The sequence below is a fragment of the Arsukibacterium sp. MJ3 genome (assembly GCF_000987765.1).
Classification (GTDB): Bacteria; Pseudomonadota; Gammaproteobacteria; order Enterobacterales; family Alteromonadaceae; genus Alishewanella.
The window spans coordinates 51,973-70,742 of the sequence record NZ_LAHP01000008.1; the positions used below are offsets into that span (position 1 = coordinate 51,973).

16 protein-coding genes are annotated in these 18,770 nt (G+C 45.3%); 3 read left to right on the forward strand and 13 right to left on the reverse strand.

Annotation, left to right across the window (positions count from 1 at the left end; translation table 11 throughout):
• Window positions 1-100: 100 nt before the first annotated feature.
• The 9 genes from VT06_RS07850 to sdhC all read right to left on the reverse strand — a co-directional run bounded on the left by VT06_RS07850 (window position 101) and on the right by sdhC (window position 12,900).
• Window positions 101-3,067 carry a TonB-dependent receptor domain-containing protein gene (locus tag VT06_RS07850; RefSeq protein WP_046553747.1) on the reverse strand — a complete coding sequence of 989 codons (2,967 nt, stop codon included), beginning with the start codon at window positions 3,065-3,067 and terminating at the stop codon, window positions 101-103.
• A gap of 221 nt (window positions 3,068-3,288) precedes the next feature.
• A complete protein-coding gene (gene sucD, locus VT06_RS07855) occupies window positions 3,289-4,161 on the reverse strand; it encodes a succinate--CoA ligase subunit alpha (RefSeq protein WP_046553748.1) in 873 nt (290 codons plus the stop codon).
• A gap of 10 nt (window positions 4,162-4,171) precedes the next feature.
• On the reverse strand, window positions 4,172-5,338 hold the full coding sequence (sucC, locus tag VT06_RS07860) for an ADP-forming succinate--CoA ligase subunit beta (RefSeq protein ID WP_046553749.1): 1,167 nt from the start codon (window positions 5,336-5,338) through the stop codon (window positions 4,172-4,174).
• 147 nt (window positions 5,339-5,485) lie between these two features.
• Window positions 5,486-6,700: a 2-oxoglutarate dehydrogenase complex dihydrolipoyllysine-residue succinyltransferase gene (odhB, locus tag VT06_RS07865; RefSeq protein ID WP_046553750.1), complete on the reverse strand. Its 1,215-nt coding sequence runs from the start codon at window positions 6,698-6,700 to the stop codon at window positions 5,486-5,488.
• Between the two features lie 66 nt (window positions 6,701-6,766).
• Window positions 6,767-9,577, reverse strand: a complete 2,811-nt coding sequence (locus VT06_RS07870; RefSeq protein WP_046553751.1) for a 2-oxoglutarate dehydrogenase E1 component — start codon at window positions 9,575-9,577, stop codon at window positions 6,767-6,769.
• A gap of 102 nt (window positions 9,578-9,679) precedes the next feature.
• Entirely contained in the window at window positions 9,680-10,399 is a 720-nt protein-coding gene (locus VT06_RS07875; protein WP_046553752.1) for a succinate dehydrogenase iron-sulfur subunit, read from the reverse strand.
• Between the two features lie 12 nt (window positions 10,400-10,411).
• A complete protein-coding gene (gene sdhA, locus VT06_RS07880) occupies window positions 10,412-12,184 on the reverse strand; it encodes a succinate dehydrogenase flavoprotein subunit (protein ID WP_046553753.1) in 1,773 nt (590 codons plus the stop codon).
• Window positions 12,185-12,532 carry a succinate dehydrogenase, hydrophobic membrane anchor protein gene (sdhD, locus tag VT06_RS07885; protein ID WP_046553754.1) on the reverse strand — a complete coding sequence of 116 codons (348 nt, stop codon included), beginning with the start codon at window positions 12,530-12,532 and terminating at the stop codon, window positions 12,185-12,187.
• On the reverse strand, window positions 12,523-12,900 hold the full coding sequence (sdhC, locus tag VT06_RS07890) for a succinate dehydrogenase, cytochrome b556 subunit (protein WP_082122472.1): 378 nt from the start codon (window positions 12,898-12,900) through the stop codon (window positions 12,523-12,525). Before sdhC ends, sdhD begins: the two co-directional genes overlap by 10 nt.
• A gap of 367 nt (window positions 12,901-13,267) precedes the next feature.
• On the opposite strand from sdhC, the gene gltA reads away from it, so the two are divergent.
• The 3 genes from gltA (at window position 13,268) to VT06_RS07905 (ending at window position 16,301) form a co-directional block, all read left to right on the forward strand.
• Window positions 13,268-14,551: a citrate synthase gene (gene gltA, locus VT06_RS07895; protein ID WP_046553756.1), complete on the forward strand. Its 1,284-nt coding sequence runs from the start codon at window positions 13,268-13,270 to the stop codon at window positions 14,549-14,551.
• 92 nt (window positions 14,552-14,643) lie between these two features.
• A complete protein-coding gene (locus VT06_RS07900; protein WP_046553757.1) occupies window positions 14,644-15,861 on the forward strand; it encodes an aminotransferase class V-fold PLP-dependent enzyme in 1,218 nt (405 codons plus the stop codon).
• Window positions 15,858-16,301, forward strand: coding sequence for a SufE family protein (locus tag VT06_RS07905; protein WP_046553758.1), 444 nt, complete (start codon window positions 15,858-15,860; stop codon window positions 16,299-16,301). Before VT06_RS07900 ends, VT06_RS07905 begins: the two co-directional genes overlap by 4 nt.
• Here the strand turns inward: VT06_RS07905 and tcdA are convergent.
• The 4 genes from tcdA to VT06_RS07925 are packed head-to-tail and all read right to left on the reverse strand — an operon-like array spanning window position 16,282 to window position 18,762.
• Window positions 16,282-17,112 carry a tRNA cyclic N6-threonylcarbamoyladenosine(37) synthase TcdA gene (gene tcdA / locus VT06_RS07910; RefSeq protein ID WP_046553759.1) on the reverse strand — a complete coding sequence of 277 codons (831 nt, stop codon included), beginning with the start codon at window positions 17,110-17,112 and terminating at the stop codon, window positions 16,282-16,284. The two genes, VT06_RS07905 and tcdA, sit on opposite strands and share 20 nt — an antisense overlap.
• A 2-nt stretch (window positions 17,113-17,114) precedes the next feature.
• The gene (locus VT06_RS07915) at window positions 17,115-17,831 is read right to left on the reverse strand and encodes a pseudouridine synthase (RefSeq protein ID WP_046553760.1); all 717 of its coding nucleotides are present in this window, start codon (window positions 17,829-17,831) and stop codon (window positions 17,115-17,117) included.
• The gene (gene kdsB / locus VT06_RS07920) at window positions 17,828-18,583 is read right to left on the reverse strand and encodes a 3-deoxy-manno-octulosonate cytidylyltransferase (RefSeq protein WP_046553761.1); all 756 of its coding nucleotides are present in this window, start codon (window positions 18,581-18,583) and stop codon (window positions 17,828-17,830) included. Before kdsB ends, VT06_RS07915 begins: the two co-directional genes overlap by 4 nt.
• Window positions 18,571-18,762, reverse strand: a complete 192-nt coding sequence (locus VT06_RS07925; RefSeq protein WP_200897938.1) for a Trm112 family protein — start codon at window positions 18,760-18,762, stop codon at window positions 18,571-18,573. Before VT06_RS07925 ends, kdsB begins: the two co-directional genes overlap by 13 nt.
• Window positions 18,763-18,770 lie beyond the last annotated feature (8 nt).

Consider the following 18,770-nt stretch of genomic DNA (forward strand, 5'->3'; position numbering starts at 1 on the left):
AGGTAATGGTTTTACCCTGTTTTTCCCTGTAGTGTAAACCTGCTTTGTAAATATAAAAGCCGACTTTCGTCGGCATTTTTTCAACAGCTTAATTTTGCTCTTAGAACTGGTAAGACACGTTCAGAAACATCCGGCGACCTAGCCAGTCATACTGGCTATAGAACGCTGACGTACCCATCCGGGTAACCCCGCCAATAGAACTAACCTTTGGTGGCTCTTTATCGAAGGCATTCGCTACACCAAAGGTTACATCAACCCCGGCATCACGGAAGTCTTTGGTCACTGAGAACGCGTGGTAAATTACTGCATCTGAGTGTAATACCAGCTTCACTTCGTCACCCCGATAAGTTGCGGTATCACGGTATTCGCCCTGACCATACCGGGTGTAGTTAGACACTGACCCTATATAACGTGCGGTCCAGTTAAATGTCCAGTCTTCATAGTCTAATGCAACCATTAGATTACCGACATCTTTAGGCCGGCCAAACTCACCTGTTCTGTCAACCGACTCACTGGTAGCAAACAGCTGCTGTGATGCCTCTAACTGGCGGGTGTGCTGATAAGTGGTACTTAACTGACCTACTGGCGTATCTATCCGGTAACCTAAGGTTAAGTCGAAACCCCGATTAATCTGAGTTGCGATGTTCAGGTAACCACCGCGCACATCGCTTATCCGTAAATCAGTAGGATCACGATCAAATTGGACACATAGCGGCTCTGTACTAAAGTTTTCAGATAAATAACAGTTACCAACGATTTGAGCTGCGCTTAAGTTAGTCACTTCGCCGGTTATCTGAATATCAAAGTAATCTAAAGAAGCGGTAAACTCAGTAAATTCAGGGATCCAGACTAAACCCATGGTTTTGGCCACAGAAGTTTCTGCACTCAGCTGACCAGCTCCACCGCCTGTCGTCACTGTAGCAGTAATCGCGCCACCGCCAAAGTCAGCAGGGATACCTTCAGCGGCACAGTTATTGGCAACAATTTCACGGGTTGTACCTGCGGCTAAACCATCACCCCAGTTAATACAAGGATCAATGGCACGTTGTGCAGCAAAACTGGTTTGGTTATTCAGATACAGCTCGTACAAGGCAGGTGAGCGGAACGATGACCCCCGTGATGCCCGCACCCGGAAACCCTGACCAATTTGCCAGTTTACGCCGGCTTTAAAGGTGCGATCACTACCATAAGAAGATACGTCGGTATAACGGCGTGAAAGAGTGAAGTCTAACGCTTCAATTAATGGTAGGTCACGTAATGCCGGGATTTGAAACTCCGCAAATACCGCCTTAGTGTTATGTTTTCCTTCAGTAATACCGGCTGAGGTTTGGCCCCAGGTGTTTGCGCGTAAAGTTTCAGGTCCTGGTGTATCTTTGATAGAGTCGCGCTGATAGCTGGCGCCTACCGCAACGCCGACAGGTCCAGCCGGTAATTCAAATAAATCACCGGTCATATAACCTTCCAGTGATTGCTGTTTGTACACGGTATTACCGGTTTGCTGACCAAACAGGAAATCACGCACATCACCGGTAATATTACCTGCCAGGAACTGCGGGTCTAACCATGGCACATCAATACATGGCACACCACGAATAGCAGTTACTTCGCCAACACAAGAACCCGACTCGAAGTTATATGGTGATATGGCATCTTCATAAATAAGCTTCGATTGATACTCACCATCACTATGGCTGTCCTGATAAGAAACATCCCAGAACCAGTTACCGAAGTCACCGTTTAAGCCCAATACAAAACGGCGATAATCAACGGTAATTTTATCACCTGAATGGTCAGTGATTGGCGTCGGGCTTAACCACTGAGCACCAGTCCAGCCAGCGCTTAATGGATCACCGGCAAAAAAGTCTTCGTTATACTTATAACTCCAGAACTGACGGTAACCGTTGGTTTTAGTGGTTCTGCGATTTAACAAGGCTTCACCATACAGCATGACGCTATCGCTCAGTTCATAATCACCCTGAGCATAAGCGGTAAGCAATTCCGTTTCAGGAGTCAGGGTTTCCAGATCTTGAAACGGATGATCGGCATTGGCTACCGCATCTGAGGTACGATTATAAGCTACTGGGAACCAACCGGGAGGCGTTGTCATAAAATCCGGGTTTGTTGGATCAGTAGCAAAACCTGGAATATAGTTGCCTAAATTACCGTCGTAATCGAACTGAGCTTTGGCACCGGCTGGTACGTTACCACCTTCACCCTGATAGTCATACAGCCAGACATGGCCCCATAATAAGTCATTACAATGGTAGCTGCCGGTTCTTGGGTCAATCGGATCTGCCCGCTCTCCCGTTGCCGGGTCGAAAATATAACGCTCTGCACAGTTAAAGAAACTGCGTTGCCCTTGAGCCAACTCTTTTTGTTTTTTATAGTCACCCACTACCCGGAATGAACCGCGGCCAAAGGTTTTACCGTAAGTACCGTTTAACTGGAAGTTCTCACCACCACTTTCGGTAGGTTGTGAGGTGTTAAAGTTAATAGAACCTTCGTCACCTTTTTTAGTGATAATGTTGATAACACCGGCAACCGCATCAGAACCATACAATGACGATGCACCATCTTTTAGAATTTCAATCCGATCAATCGCGGATAACGGCAGCACGTTTGGATCAAAAGATGATACCTGACCACGAGTACCGGCAGGGCCTGCACGGCGACCGTTTAATAAAATCAGCGTACGGTTGGCACCTAATCCACGTAGTGAGATATTCTCTGAACCGGTACCACCTTCAGTAACAAAAGCGGTGGAAGCGGCGGCAGTGATCTGGTTTGAACCAGCAGCAACGGTAGAGTTACGTAACAACTCACCCAGGTTGCTGATACCCTGGCTGGCAGCAAGGCTAGCACTGATTACTTCAATTGGCGCGGCCTGATCCAGGCCATCCGTTCGGATGCGCGAACCGACAACCTGAATACGTTCGGTTTTCACTTCGACTTTTTCGGTTTCGTTATTTTGTTCCTGCGCTTGCAGACTAAACATTGACGAGGCCAGTACACAACTGATTGCTATTGCTAGGGGTTTTATCCTGGAAAGTGGCGCAATATTTTTCATATTAGTTTCCTGATATTTTTTTATTATCTTGTGCGGCGGGACCTGCAACGCAACTTTGCCAAAGTTCAACCGATATCTGAAACTATACTAGTATCTCAAACGAGAATTGCAATTACAAATGTGTGTTTACCGCTAATTTGCGCTATCTCTTTTACTATTTACCCATATAAAATAAAAAAACCGCCAGCAGGCGGTTTTTTATTTGTGCTGTAATTACAGGATTACCAGCCAGTGATTTCTTTTAGTGCTTTACCGATATCAGCAAGACTTTTCACGGTTTTAACACCGGCATCTTCCAGTGCTGCAAATTTTTCATCCGCAGTACCTTTACCACCAGAGATAATGGCGCCAGCATGCCCCATCCGCTTACCTGCAGGTGCAGTAACACCTGCAATGTAAGATACTACCGGCTTAGTCACGTGCTCTTTAATATAAGCAGCCGCTTCTTCTTCAGCTGAGCCACCAATTTCACCAATCATCACGATAGCTTCAGTTTTTGGATCTTCTTGAAATAACTTTAAAATATCAATAAAGTTAGAACCTGGAATTGGGTCACCACCAATACCAACACAAGTAGACTGGCCAAAACCGTAATCCGTGGTTTGTTTTACCGCTTCATAGGTAAGGGTGCCTGAACGTGACACAATACCCACTTTACCAGGCAGGTGAATGTGGCCTGGCATAATACCAATTTTACATTCGCCCGGCGTAATAACGCCCGGACAGTTAGGGCCAATTAACACTACACCCAGTTCATCACATTTTACTTTAGCTTCCAGCATATCCAGCGTAGGAATGCCTTCAGTAATACAAACAATCAACGTAATGCCGCTGTTTGCCGCTTCTAAAATAGAGTCTTTACAAAACGCTGCCGGTACATAAATAACTGACGCCGTAGCACCAGTTGTTTCAACCGCTTCTTGTACTGTGTTAAACACTGGTAAACCAAGGTGCGTTTGGCCGCCTTTACCGGGTGTTACGCCGCCAACCATTTTAGTGCCGTAAGCAATGGCTTGCTCAGAGTGAAAAGTACCCTGGGCACCAGTAAAACCCTGACAAATTACTTTAGTATCTTTATTAATTAATACGCTCATTACTTACCCCTTATGCCTTAGCCGCTGCTGCAACCACTTGCTTGGCAGCACTGGTCAGGTCTGTGTCAGCGATAATGTTTAAACCGCTTTCAGTCAGTACTTTCGCTCCTACTTCTGCATTATTACCTTGCAGACGGACAACGACCGGCACTTTAACGCCCACTTCTTTCACAGCACCAATAACACCTTCAGCAATCATATCGCAACGCACGATACCGCCGAAAATATTAATGAATACCGCTTTTACGGCATCATCAGACAGGATAATTTTGAATGCTTCAACAACGCGCTCTTTGGTTGCACCACCGCCAACATCAAGGAAGTTAGCAGGTTGGCCGCCATGCAGTTTAACAATGTCCATGGTACCCATTGCCAAGCCCGCACCGTTAACCATACAGCCGATATCACCACCTAGAGCAACATAATTCAGCTCCCATGCCGCAGCGTGTGCTTCACGTGGATCTTCTTGTGAAGGATCCTGCATGGCTTTTAATTCTGGGTGACGATATAACGCATTGCTATCGACAACCAGTTTTGCATCTAGGCAGTGTAAGTCACCAGCCGGTGTAATAACCAGTGGGTTTACTTCTAACAACGCCAGATCTTTATCCTGAAACAGTTTAGCCAAGCCCATAAATATCTTAACAAATTGGTTAATCTGCTTACCTTCTAAGCCAAGTTTAAAAGCTAAGTCACGGCCTTGGTAAGGCTGAGCACCGACTAATGGATCAATTGCAGCTTTTAAAATTTTCTCTGGTGTCTCATGGGCAACAGTTTCAATTTCTACACCACCTTCAGTCGACGCCATAAATACAATACGACGAGAAGAGCGATCGACTACGGCACCTAAATACAATTCTTTTGCAATGTCTGTACAAGGTTCAACCAGGATCCGGCTAACCGGCTGGCCTTTTTCATCAGTCTGGTAAGTAACCAGGTTTTTGCCAAGCCATTTTTCTGCGAAAGCTTTAATCTCTTCTTTCGTTTTTACCAGCTTCACACCGCCGGCTTTACCGCGGCCACCAGCGTGAACCTGAGCCTTGACAACAAATACATCGCCGCCGATTTTATCTGCAGCGGCTACCGCTTCTTCTACCGTAGCTGCGGCGATACCTTTAGATACCGGCAAACCATATTGGGCAAACAGTTGCTTACCCTGATACTCGTGCAAATTCATGGCTAATTTCCGTTCATTTGAATATGGAGGCTGCCCGTTGTGGTGCAGCCTGATATGTCGATCAGCACATAGTATAGTGCCAACCGGCCTAATACAAAACGCTGTTGTCGCCAGACAACCGCATTTTTGTGTCTTTTCACTGAATAACTAAATATCCAGTAAAATACGGGTTGGATCTTCCAGTAACTCTTTAATGGTTACCAGGAAACCGACAGACTCTTTGCCATCAATAATCCGGTGATCATAAGAAAGGGCCAGATACATCATAGGTAAAATTTCCATCTTACCATCGACTACCATTACCCGGTCTTGAATTTTATGCATACCTAAAATAGCAGACTGTGGTGGATTAATAATTGGCGTAGACATTAACGAACCAAACACACCGCCATTGGTAATGGTAAAATTACCACCGGTTAAATCGTCCATAGACAACTTACCGTCACGGCCTTTTAAGGCAATAGCTTTAATGGCTTTTTCAATTTCAGCCAAATTCATCTTATCGCAGTCGCGCAGTACAGGTGTTACCAAACCCCGTGGTGTTGATACTGCAATACTGATATCAAAATAGTTATGATAAACAATATCATCACCATCAATGGCGGCATTCACTTCTGGAAAGCGTTTCAATGCTTCAGTTACCGCTTTAACGTAGAACGACATAAAGCCTAAACGAATATCATGACGCTTTTCAAATACGTCCTGGTATTGCTTACGCAACTCCATGATAGGTTTCATGTTAACTTCGTTAAAGGTTGTTAACATTGCAGTAGAGTTTTTAGCTTCCAGCAGCCGGTTAGCAATAGTCTTGCGCAGCCGGGTCATGGGTACCCGTTTCTGACTACGATCTCCTGCTGCTACTGCTGGAGCAGCAGAGGTCGTGCTTTTGCTACCTGCTGCTACAAATTTTTCAACATCTTCTTTAGTTACCCGACCGTTTTTACCACTGCCTTTAATTTTGCTGGCATCTAACCCCTTTTCAGCAATCATCCGCCGCACTGACGGGCTTAACGCATCATCATTGCTTTCATCAGCTGGCGCAGACTCAACCTTGGATTTACTGTCATCTTTTTTGGCTGATGCATCGTCTTTTTTATCAGCTGAGTCATCTTTCTTGGCAGCCGGTGCGCCGCCAGCCTCCATATTCCCAATAACTTCTTCAGCAGTTACGGTAGCACCGGTATCATGAATGATCTCACCCATTACGCCGTCAGCCTGGGCAACTACTTCAAGTACCACTTTGTCAGTTTCAATATCAACTAATACCTGATCGCGTGTTACAGATTCGCCTGCTTTAACGTGCCAGGTGGCAATGGTTGCATCTGCAACAGATTCTGGAAGTACGGGTACTTTAATATCCACTTTTTCACCTTTTAACGGTTAGTCTTATTTCGTTCACCCGGCTCATACAATAAGCCGGACTATTCATTATTTAATGGTAAGCGCGTCGTTAACCAAAGCCTGTTGCTGCTTGTTATGCACCGACAAATAACCCACTGCTGGCGAGGAAGACGCCTCACGCCCTGCATAACTCAGATAGCCTTCTTTAGGCAGCGCTGCCCGGAAGTGATGCTGGCTGCAATACCATGCACCCTGATTTTGTGGTTCTTCCTGACACCAAACATAATCAGTAACATGGGAATAAAGGCTTAACACCTCAGCCATTTCAGCATGCGGAAACGGATATAATTGTTCAACCCGAACAATCGCAACATCAGTCTGCTCACGCTTACGCCGCTCTTCAAGTAACTCGTAATACACCTTACCACTACAGAACACCACGCGTTTTACATCAGCAGGGTTAATATCGTCAATCTCAGCAATGACGTTCAAAAACTTGCCTGCTGCCAGTTCTTCCAGGGTAGAAGTGGCCAGCGGATGACGTAATAAAGACTTTGGTGTCATAACAATTAAAGGCCGACGCATTGGTCGCACCATTTGCCGGCGAAGCATATTATAAACCTGAGCCGGGGTGGTCGGGATACAGACCTGCATATTATGATCAGCACATAATTGCAGGAAACGCTCTAACCGGGCTGAAGAGTGTTCCGGCCCCTGACCTTCATAACCATGTGGTAACAATAAGGTTAAACCACACAGCCTGCCCCATTTTTGCTCACCAGAACTTAAGAATTGGTCAATAACTACCTGAGCACCATTAGCAAAGTCACCAAACTGTCCTTCCCAAAGCACTAATGCCCGAGGTTCAGCAGTAGCATAGCCATATTCAAATGCCATTACAGCTTCTTCAGACAGCGCTGAATCGAAAATCTGGAACGGTCCCTGGTCTTCACTAATTTTTTCTAGTGGAATATGGGTACTGCCGTCTTCTTGATTAAACAATACAGCATGGCGATGAAAAAAAGTGCCGCGGCCAGAGTCTTGTCCAACAAAGCGTATCCGGCTACCTTCGGCTACGGTTGCAGCATAAGCCAGAATTTCCGCAAAGCCCCAATCAATCTTTTTTTCGCCTTTTAACATTAATGCCCGGTCTTCATATACCCGGCCTACCTGACGTTGCAATATATGACTGTCAGGTACGCTTATGGCTTTTTCACCAAGCGCCACCAATTTATCGACCGCCATACTAGCATCGTAGGTTACTTCCCAGTCATGCCCAAGGTAAGGCGTCCAGTCTACTGATGGCGCCGTCATTGACCGACGTTCGTCTACCACGCAGTCGCCTTTATCCAGTGCGTCGCGATAATCACCTGTCAGCTTTTTAACATCGTCATCTGTAAGTACGCCTTCACTCACCAGTTTTTTGGCGTAAATTTCCCGTGGTGTCGGATGCTTTTTAATCATCTGATACATCAACGGCTGAGTCGCGTTTGGCTCGTCGGCTTCGTTATGACCATTACGCCGGTAACAAAACAAATCGATAACCACATCACGTTTAAACGTATTACGATAATCTACCGCTAACTGAGCAACAAACACCACGGCTTCAGGATCATCACCGTTAACATGAAAAATAGGTGCCTGTACCATTTTAGCAATATCAGTACAATAAGGGGTAGAACGGGAATCTTCCGGATTAGAAGTAGTAAAACCAACCTGGTTATTGATAACTACCCGTACAGTACCACCGACTTTAAAGGCACGGGTTTGCGATATGTTGAACGTTTCAGCAACCACACCCTGACCTGCAAAAGCCGCATCACCATGAATGGTAATAGGCAAGGCCAATGAGCCATCAGTACAACCACGACGATCAAGACGGGCCCGCACTGAACCAATAACTACCGGGTTTACTATTTCCAGGTGTGAAGGGTTAAATGCCAGCGCTAAATGAACATTGCCACCTTTGGTTTCAAAGTCAGACGAAAAGCCCATGTGATATTTCACATCACCGGCACCGACAACTTCATATTTCCCTGCAAATTCGTCAAACAGCGTTGAAGGCGTTTTACCCAACACATTAATTAAGGTATTTAAACGACCGCGGTGGGCCATGCCAATAACAGAATCTTTGGCACCCTGCTCACCAGCTCGATGAATCATCGCTTTGAGCATTGGAATTAATGCATCGCCGCCTTCCAGACCAAAACGTTTGGCACCCGGGAATTTAGACCCAAGATATTTTTCAAGACCGTCAGCGGCCACCAAGCCTTTAAGAATACTCAAGCGGGTTTCTTTATCGAATACCGCACTTGACAATGTCCCTTCAAGCCGCTGTTGGATCCAACGTTTCTCGTCGGTTGAGACAATATGCATATACTCAGCACCGATGGAACCACAATAGGTTTTTTCCAGCGCTTGGTGCAAATCGCCTAATTTCATCGTCTCTTGACCACTGGCGAATGATCCAACATTGAACTCAGTAGCGTAATCAGCTTCAGACAAGTCGTGATACGATAATTCAAGATCGCGAACACGTGGTTGCTGCCACAAATTCAAAGGATCTAGTTTGGCATGTTGATGACCGCGAAAACGGTAAGAATTAATAAGTTGTAGTACTTTCACCTGACGGGTGTCTGCGGCATTACCACTGTTAACAATTATAACTTCGCGATGTTTGTTTCGCGCTAAATCAGCAAACTGCCGTCGAACATCAGCATGTCGAGTTTCAAGATCGACCCCATCGATTTTTGGTAAGCCGGCGAAAAATTCACGCCATTCGTCACCAACACTGGTGGGCTCTGCTAGGTAGGATTCATAGAGGTCATCCACATAGGCCATGTTACCACCGCCAAGATGTGAAGACTCTAACCACGCCTTCATTACACCTTCCTGCATTTAGTTTCCCTTATTTCTGAGCACCTGAAAAAAGTAGCAAAAAAACCGTCACTTCGCTGGCGAAATGGCCGGTTTTTCTAATATTAACTAAAAAAGGACGCGTTACAGCGCCCGGTTCAACAACATCGACTTTATCTTACCAATTGCTTTAGTTGGGTTAAGCCCTTTTGGACAAACCGCTACGCAATTCATAATGCCATGACAACGGAACACACTGAACGCATCATCTAAATCGTTTAAACGCTCTTCTGTTGCGGTATCCCGGCTATCGGCTAAAAAGCGATACGCGTGTAATAAACCGGCTGGGCCGATAAACTTATCCGGATTCCACCAGAACGACGGACATGACGATGAACAGCATGCACATAAAATACACTCGTACAGGCCGTCAAGCTTAGCACGCTCTTCCGGGCTTTGTAAAAACTCACCGGCAGGCGGTAATTTACCATCGTTAATAAGATACGGCTTAACCTTTTCATACTGAGTATAAAATTGGCTCATGTCGACAACCAAATCACGAATGACCGGTAAGCCAGGTAAGGGTCTTATAACTATTTTTCCACCTTTCAACCCCGCAGCTGACAAAGGCGTGATACAACCCAAGCCATTTTTACCGTTGATATTAAATCCATCAGAACCACATACACCCTCTCTGCAACTTCTTCTAAAAGAAAGTGTAGGATCTTGTTCTTTTAACTTTAACATCGCATCAAGAACCATCATATCCCGGCCTTCCGGGTTATCTAATGTGTATTCCTGCATGCGCGGCGCTTTGTCGACATCAGGGTTATAACGATAGATTGAGAAAACTATTTTATTCATCGCTTTGCCCTCTTAATATGTACGTGCTTTTGGCGGGAAAGATTCGCGGAACTTAGGTTCTAAGTTTACTTTCCGTTTAAATAACTCATCGTTTTCAGGATTATACACACTGTGACATAACCAGTTAGCGTCATCGCGATCAGGAAAATCAGAACGTGAATGTGCGCCTCTGCTTTCCTGCCGGAAATTAGCTGAGGCAGCAGTTGAGTAAGCCGTCTCCATCAAATTATCAAGCTCTAAACATTCAATACGCATGGTATTAAAATCTGAACTCTTATCATCGAGTCGGGCGTACTTTATACGTTCACGTATTTCATTTAATTCCGACATACCTTCTGCCATAGCGTCACCCTCACGAAATACAGAGAAATTAAGCTGCATACATTTTTGCAAATCTTTCTTAATTTGAACCGGATCTTCACCTTGTCCTGGTTTAGTTTCTTCCCAGCGCTGGGTACGGGCTAAAGCGGCATCTAAATCCGATTGTGAAGCGGCACGAGCTTGTGCAGTAGCCGTTAAGGCTTCGCCTAAATGTAAACCGGTTGCCCGGCCAAACACCACTAAGTCGAGTAACGAATTACCCCCTAAACGGTTGGCTCCATGCACCGATACACATGCAATCTCACCACAGGCAAATAAGCCAGCAACCACAGACTCGGTACCATCCGCTTTGGGCTTAATAACCTGCCCATTAACGTTAGTTGGAATACCACCCATCATATAATGGCAAGTAGGAATAACGGGGATAGGTTCTTTTACCGGATCAACGTGAGCAAAGGTTTTTGACAGCTCACAGACACCTGGTAAACGGCTTTCCAGCACCTCGGCACCCAGATGGTCTAACTTAAGCTTAATGTGTACGCCCCAAGGGCCATCACAACCGCGACCTTCGCGAATTTCTGTCATCATGGCGCGAGCAACTACATCACGACCCGCTAAATCTTTAGCATTAGGCGCATAACGTTCCATAAAGCGTTCGCCGTTTTTGTTAAGAAGGTAACCACCTTCTCCGCGACAACCTTCGGTAACCAAAGAACCGGCGCCAGCAATACCGGTTGGGTGAAATTGCCACATTTCCATATCCTGTAGTGGCACACCTGCGCGCATTGCCATACCTATGCCATCACCGGTATTTATGTGAGCATTTGTAGTAGAGGCGTAAATACGACCGGCACCACCGGTCGCTAACACGGTTGCTTTAGCTTTAAAGTAAACAACTTCGCCAGTTTCAATCTCAATAGCAGTACAACCAACAACTGCGCCATCCTGATTTTTCACCAAATCAAGGGCGTACCATTCAGAAAACACCTGAGTACGGTTTTTAACGTTTTGTTGATACAACAAATGTAGTAAGGCATGGCCTGTGCGATCTGCGGCAGCAGCAGTACGTGAGGCTTGTTCCCCACCGAAATTTTTCGATTGGCCGCCAAAAGCTCGTTGGTATACCCGGCCGTTTTCAAAACGCGAAAACGGTAATCCCATATTTTCCAACTCGGTTATTGCTTCCGGGCCGGTTTTACACATATATTCAATGGCGTCTTGATCGCCGATATAGTCTGAACCTTTAACGGTATCAAACATGTGCCATTCCCAGTTATCCTCATGAGAATTACCTAATGCTACGGTAATACCGCCTTGTGCTGACACAGTATGTGAGCGGGTAGGAAATACTTTGGATAATAATGCACAGGTTAAACCTGATTTGGTAATCTGCAACGCAGCACGCATGCCGGCACCACCGGCACCAATGACAATAGCATCAAACTCTCTTACTGGAATATTCACTTAAGCACCCCACAACACAAATAAGCCAACCGCGACATAACCAAAGGCCAGTGCGTAAAGGAAGAATTGCAAAACAGCACGTGTACTGGCTGATTTAACGTAATCAGTCAGAACTTGCCATAGGCCTATACGGGTATGAACAGCAATAGAGAGCAACGCTAATAAGGTAAACACTTTCATGAATATGTTGGCGAATAACGCCTGCCATATTTCAAAAGTCACCACAGGGGTAACTAAAAAGAAACCCAAAATAAACAGGGTATACAATGACAGCACAATAGCACTGGTTCGCAATGATACGTAATCCTGAACGCCATCACGCTTTAAACTTGCCTGATTTAAAACCATAACCAAACTCCTGCTAAAACAGCTAACACTAGCCATAAACCCATGACGATATTGGCGCTTAACGTACCCGATTTAAGCTCCTCCCAATGCCCCATGTCCATAACGAGGTGTCTGACACCACCTAACAGGTGATAAATCAAAACAGTAATTGTGCCCCACGCGATAAACTTTGCAAAATGTGAGGTCATCAGTAATTGCACATAATCAAAGCTAGCCTGGCTTTGCAATGAATACGCCCATGCCCAAATAACGAATACGAGTGCAAAAAACATTGCTACACCAGTGACACGATGCAAAATCGATGCTTTGGCTGCAGCAGGTAATGATATCGTTGATAAATCTAGATTTACTGGTCTTTGCTTTTTCACAGTTTCTTGCCTATCTATGCTCGTACAGAGCTAAGTTATTGTTTATAGGTGCTGCAAAAAAAGCCACCCGCCATGCCGATATACTCTTGTTTGCCTAAGCTGGTTCAACAAAAAGAATTAGACTGGTGAACTGATTTTACGCCGGCCATAGTATATATTTCATGACCACTTATTACAATTTTTGTTTGGTTTTACTCGGAAAATTCCGCATGCGAAACATTACACATTTAAGGATTGCTTACAATACTACTAGAGTCGAATACCTATTAACCAAATACGCATTAAAATTGACTTATAGGGGCGGTTTGCGAGTAGAATAGTTTTAATACCCTTAGAATCCGAAACTACAACAATTAGGAGAAATCCAATGGCAGATAAAAAGGCCGTCGTGCAGATTGATGGTAACTCATTTGAATTACCTATTTATTCTGGCACGGTTGGTACTGACGTAATTGACGTTCGTACGCTCGGGCAGCAAGGTTATTTCACATTTGATCCGGGCTTTATGTCAACGGGCGCCTGCGAATCTAAAATCACCTATATTGATGGCGATAGCGGTGTACTGCTGCACCGTGGTTATCCAATTGAACAGCTTGCTGAACATTCAGATTACCTTGAACTGTGTTATTTGTTACTTGAAGGCGAGCTGCCTAAAGAAGAGCAATATAACGACTTTGTTACCACCATTACCAGACACACTATGGTGCACGAAAAAATTGCGTCGTTCTTTCAGGGTTTCCGGGTTGATGCTCACCCAATGGCCATGCTGTGCGGCGTAGTTGGCGCTCTGTCGTCTTTTTACCATTCAGATTTGGACATTAACGATCCGCTACAGCGTAAACGCAGTGCGCATCGCTTAATTGCAAAATTACCGACAATTTCTGCCATGGCATACAAATACACGGTAGGTCAGCCGTTTGTTTATCCGCGTAACGATTTAAGTTATTCAGAAAACTTCCTTAATATGATGTTTTCGTTACCCGCTGAAAATTATAAAGTCAGTCCAATACTTGCCAAAGCAATGGACAAGATTTTTATGCTGCATGCCGACCACGAACAAAATGCCTCAACTTCAACGGTTAGGCTGGCAGGCTCATCTGGTGCTAATCCTTACGCTTGTATTGCTGCAGGTGTGGCATCGCTATGGGGCCCGGCTCACGGTGGCGCAAACGAAGCCTGTCTGAAGATGTTACAACAGATTGGTTCTGTTGAAAGGATCCCAGAGTTTGTTGCTCGTGCTAAAGATAAAAATGACAGTTTCCGTCTGATGGGCTTTGGCCATCGGGTTTACAAAAACTTTGACCCACGGGCTAAAGTAATGCGTGATACCTGTCATGAAGTATTAAAAGAACTTAATGTTAAAGATCCACTCTTGGAGGTAGCGATGGAACTGGAGCGCATTGCGCTGGAAGACCCCTACTTCATTGAGAAAAAACTGTATCCCAACGTCGATTTTTATAGTGGCATTATTTTAAAAGCTATTGGCATACCAACCAGTATGTTTACAGTGATTTTTGCGATGTCACGCACTGTTGGCTGGATTTCACACTGGGACGAAATGTTAGGCGAAAAAGGGCACAAAATTGGCCGGCCGCGTCAATTGTATACTGGTTATGCCAGCCGTGATTTTAAAAAACTTGATAAGCGCTAAGCTCAAGTTTTACTAAAAAGCGGCGACAATCGCCGCTTTTTTTATAACCAGAGCAATACAAGGTTACTCATACGGTAAACACCTGAGATTTTATGTCCCACTTTGATCCTGTAAACTTTCGTGGCCATTTTGAGTTCTTTCAGCAAAACCCTGATTGGGTTTATCTGGATAATGCGGCCACTATGCACAAACCAACCGCAGTGCTTAACGCGATTACCCGCTTTTATCAGCGTAATAACAGCAATGTGCATCGTGGGGCGCATACCCTAAGTCAGAATGCGACCCGTGCTTTTGAGCAAGCCCGTGACGATATAGCCGCCTTTATTAATGCCAAAGACCGTCAACAAATAATATTTTGCAGTGGCGCCACCGCCGCGTTAAATCAAATTGCGTTTGGGTTGATGCATACCGTGCTGCAACCAGGCGACCGAATACTTATTACCGCGCTGGAGCATCATGCCAATATTGTTCCCTGGCAACTGCACTGTGCTGGTTTTGGCGTAACACTTGACATAGTTCCCTTAACGGCAGATAACAAGATTGATCAACAGGCTTTTACCCGCTTACTGGCTTTACAGCCGAAAGTTGTTAGTTTTAGTCATATCTCTAATGTATTGGGTCATATTCAACCAATAGCACAGATGATCCAACAAGCGAAAAAGGCCGGCGCCATTACCGTTGTCGACGGTGCACAGGGCATAGTGCATGACCGGATTGATGTTCAACTACTGGACGTTGATTTTTATGTTTGGTCTGGACATAAATTATATGGCCCTACCGGGATTGGCGTGTTGTACGGTAAAACCGAATTACTGGAACAACTTAAGCCTATTTTTGGTGGTGGTGAAATGATTAGTGAAGTGCAATTTAGTCACAGCTTATTTAACAAATTGCCCTTTAGATTAGAAGCCGGCACTCCAGATATATCGGGGGCTATCGGCCTAGCAGCCGCCATTAACTGGTTGCAAAAGTTTAACACAAATGAAATAAAGAACTATAAAACAATGTTATTAAAACAGTTTTATAACGGGTTACAGGCTATCCCTGGACTGGATATTTTATCATCGCCTGTGCATAATGCCGGTATCGTAGCGCTGAATGTACAGGGTGAGCATCCTGCCGATGTTGCTGAGCTACTTAATCAGCAACATGTCGCGGTTAGAGGTGGTCAGCACTGTGCCATGCCGTTTTTTAGTCAATTAGGGTTGGCTGGGGCGGTAAGATTCTCATTTGCGCCTTATAATACTGAAGTAGAAGTGGCAACTAGCCTGCAAGCCCTTGCCCAGGCTGTGGAGATTTTAACGGCATGACTTTGGATCAACTACTCACAGACACTAAACCGGCGTTGAGCCAAATATACAGCACTGATTTACCAGAGTTGTCTCAGGCAAAAGACTGGCAAAGCAAGTATCGTGTGCTGATGCAATTGGGCCGAAAATTGCCTGCTATCCCGGAAAAGATGAAACAACCGTCGCTATTAGTTAAAGGTTGCGAAAGTCGTGCCTGGTTAATGCATTATTATAACCAGCATCAGGATCAACATTTTTTCGTGCTGGACAGCGAAGCCCGCATTGTTAAAGGCTTAATGGCCATTATGCTGTGTCTGGTTAACGGCATGAGCAATACTGATCTGAAGAAATTCAATCTGGCTCAGGCGTTTGACAAACTAAACTTAAAACCCTATTTAAGTCAATCACGCGGCAGTGGTTTAAATGCGATGATGGAGCGGATTAAAAGCTGTTGCCATTAAGATTAGCCGCTTCGTTAGCTTTAATAGTCAGTTTTTGTAATACCCTCGACACCGCAGCAAATCCAAAACTGGCGGTTACTACGGTGGTGGCGCCAAAACCGCCGCTACAATCCAGCCGCATACTACTAACTTCTCTGTCATTTGTTAACTGGGCGGTCTTTTGTTGACACACCGAGCCATCGGTCTGCGGATACACTAACTGTTCAGTGGAATAAACACAATCCAGACCAAAACGCCGCTTCGGGTTGCGGCTATAATGATAATCGCGGCGTAAACTATTGCGAACTTTAGCCAATAACGGATCATTAATGGTCTGGGTTAAATCGGCAATCTGAATTTGCGTTGGATCAGTTTGACCACCGGCGCCACCCGTACTAATCACTTTTATCTTATTACGTTTACAATAGGCCAATAACGCCACTTTAGCCTTTATCGAATCAATAGCATCCACCACATAATCCATTTGCGGTGTAATAAGCTGAGACAGATTATCAGCGGTAATAAAATCCTCAACCTGATGTACAATACCATCCGGATTAATGGCATGCAGCCGTTTAGCCATCACCGCAACTTTGTCCTGCCCTACCGTTTCAGTTAACGCATGCAGTTGACGGTTAATATTACTAACGCAAACATCATCAAGATCAATCAGGGTAATTTCACCTATACCAGAGCGGGCAAGAGCTTCAGCAGCCCAGCTACCAACTCCACCAATGCCAATAACACAAACATGGGCACGGGAAAATGCAGCCAAAGCGGCAGTACCATATAACCTGGCAATACCGGCAAAACGTAAATGATAATCAGACATGGTTACTCGCTAAACGACAAAGATAAAATATTAGGTGGCGTGTACTTAGGCCAACTAAGTTGCCAGGGTGCTGTCCATGCCGATAAAGCGTCAATATCATGCAGCTGTTGATACATCTTGCCTTGCATAGGAGGCTGAACATATCGGTATGTCATGCCATTCAGACTGAAACATAAAGCATAAGCATGCAAATACACCCGATCTGCCTCAGCGCCCTGATACAAGGTATCACCAGCTATTGGCGCACCAATACTCTTTAGTGCCACCCGAATTTGATGAGTTTTGCCACTGTAGGGCTTAACTAAATAAACCCGCAAGGGTAAATCAGTAAACCCCTGACTAATACAATACGTCACAGCAGGGTTGGTATGACTTTGCAGTAATTTCCAGGCACCTCGGCGTGCTGGCGCCATATCACCTTTTATCCAGCCTTGCTTTTTCAGTGGCTTAGTTAAACTTATTGCCAAATAGTATTTGGCAATCAACTGTTCAGTAAACAATGCCGTAAGCTGCGCCGCCGCGTTACTGGTTCGGGCCAGCACAATTAAGCCAGAAGTCACTTTATCTAAACGATGTACCGGGTAAAGTTTAAAACCAAGTTGCTGTTCTGCTTGAACCACAAGGCCTGCGCCCTGCTCAGAATGAAAACTAACACCCGCGGCTTTATTTAGCACCACAAAATCAGCGGTCTTGGCAACAAGCTCAAAAGCGCTAATCATTGGCGTAAACTTAAGGCGTAATGCCGCGCCTGTTCCAAATCGGCCGGGGTATCGACACCTACCGGCGGCGTTTCCAGCGCAGTGTCGACATGAATAGCTGCCCCGTGCCATAGCACTCGCAGTTGCTCCAGACTCTCAATTTGCTCTAATGCCGATGCTGGCCAACTAACATACTGCTGAATAAAACCAGCCCGATAGGCATAAATACCAATATGCCGCCGATAATGACTGGCGACATCGTCGGCAACAATGCCGTCTCTATCATAAGGAATGGTGCTGCGACTAAAATAAAGCGCATAACCGGCTTTGTCAGTCACCACTTTAACAATATTAGGATTACGAATTTCTGCCGCATGCGTTAAGGGTACTGCTAGTGTCGCCATTTGCGCTTTTTGTTGTGCGGCCAGATTTGCTGCCACCTGACGAATAATTAACGGTGGAATAAAGGGTTCATCACCCTGCACATTAACCACCACGGTATCGGCAGCCAGCTGTAATTTAGCAACAACCTCAGCCAAACGCTCGGTGCCTGAATGATGATCGGCTCGGGTCATACAAGTCTCACCGCCAAAACCGTCAACAACAGCCGCAACCCGACGGTCGTCTGTTGCTACCACGACTCTGCTGGCACCACTTTGTAACGCCTGCTGGTAAACCCATTCAATCATCGGTTTGCCGGCAATGTCAGCCAGCGGCTTGCCGGGTAAACGACTACTGGCATAGCGCGCAGGAATAACCACTACGAACGCCATTTTTTAACCTCATCTAAAGTTAACTGCTGCGCTTCATCCGCGATCAGCACCGGAATGTTATTACGCACCGGATACGCCAGCGCATCTACTAAGCAAATTAAGCGCTGGTTAGTGTTATCGTATTTCAGCTTTCCTTTACATAAAGGGCAAGCAAGAATTTCAGTAAGGGCAACATTAATAGCCATAG